Source organism: Sinomonas flava (assembly GCF_039531875.1).
GTDB lineage: Bacteria > Actinomycetota > Actinomycetes > Actinomycetales > Micrococcaceae > Sinomonas > Sinomonas flava.
The window spans coordinates 1-1277 of the sequence record NZ_BAAAQW010000017.1 but is presented as its reverse complement, the minus strand read 5'-3'; the positions used below and the strand labels follow the sequence as shown (position 1 = coordinate 1277).

Genomic DNA, 1277 nt, shown 5'->3' with positions numbered 1-1277 from the left:
GCCGCCGAGTCGGTCGTGGAGGAACAGGACGTGGCCGACGGCGGCGACGCCGAGCGGCCTGCCCCGGCGGCGGTGGATCGGGCGCTGATCGCGCAGCTGGTCGGCGACGCGCAGCGGCAGGGGCTCGCGATCGACGGCGAGGGCGGGCTGCTGGCCCAGCTGACCAAGCTCGTGGTCGAGTCCGCCCTCGAGGGCGAGCTGACCGCGCACCTGGGCTACGAGAAGCACGAGCGCACCGAGGAGCCGGGCGGGAACAGCCGCAACGGGATCCGGCCCAAAACGGTGCTGACCAAGGCAGGCCCACTGCAGATCGACGTGCCGAGGGACCGGGCGGGGACCTTCGAGCCCGTGGCCGTGGCCAAGCGGCAGCGGCGTCTGGGCTCGATCGAGGACATCGTGCTCTCGCTCTCGGCCCGGGGGATGACTCATGGGGACATCTCCGCGCACCTGGCCGACGTCTACGGCTCGGAGGTGTCCAAGACGACGATCTCCACGATCACCGACAAGGTCCTGGACGGGATGGCCGAATGGCAGAACCGGCCCCTGGACCCGGTCTACCCGGTCGTGTTCGTGGACTGCATCCACGTGAAGGTCCGCGACGGGCAGGTCGCCAACCGGCCCATCTACATCGCCCTGGCCGTCACCACCGAGGGCAACCGCGACATCCTGGGCCTGTGGGCAGGGGACGGCGGCGAGGGTGCGAAGTACTGGCAGCAGGTCCTGGCCGAGATCCGCAACCGCGGTGTCGAGGACGTCCTGATGCTCGTCTGCGACGGCCTGAAGGGGCTCCCCGACGCGGTGGGCAACGTGTGGCCGGCCACGATCGTGCAGACCTGCATCGTGCACCTGATGCGCAACAGCTTCCGCTACGCGGCCCGGCAGGACTGGGACGCGATCTCCCGGGGCCTCAGGCCCGTCTACCAGGCCGCGACCGTGGAGCAGGCCGAGGAGCGCTTCCTGGAGTTCGGCGAGCAATGGGGAGCCAAGTACCCCGCGATCGTGCGGCTGTGGGAGAACGCCTGGGCCGAGTTCGTCCCGTTCCTGCAGTTCGACCGCGAGATCCGCCGGATCGTGTGCACGACAAACGCGATCGAGTCCGTCAACGCCCGGATCCGCAAGGCCGTCAAGGCCCGTGGCCACTTCCCCAACGAGCAAGCCGCGCTCAAGTGCGTCTACCTCGCCGTGATGGCCCTGGACCCCACCGGGAAGGGCCGGGCCAGATGGACCCAGAGATGGAAGCAGGCCCTGAACGCCTTCGACATCACCTTCGACGGCCG

1 protein-coding gene is annotated in these 1277 nt (G+C 69.8%); it reads left to right on the top strand.

Annotation, left to right across the window (positions count from 1 at the left end; translation table 11 throughout):
• Window positions 1-72: 72 nt before the first annotated feature.
• On the top strand, window positions 73-1277 hold a 1205-nt coding region (locus tag ABD298_RS18615), incomplete at its 3' end, for an IS256 family transposase (RefSeq protein ID WP_344301343.1).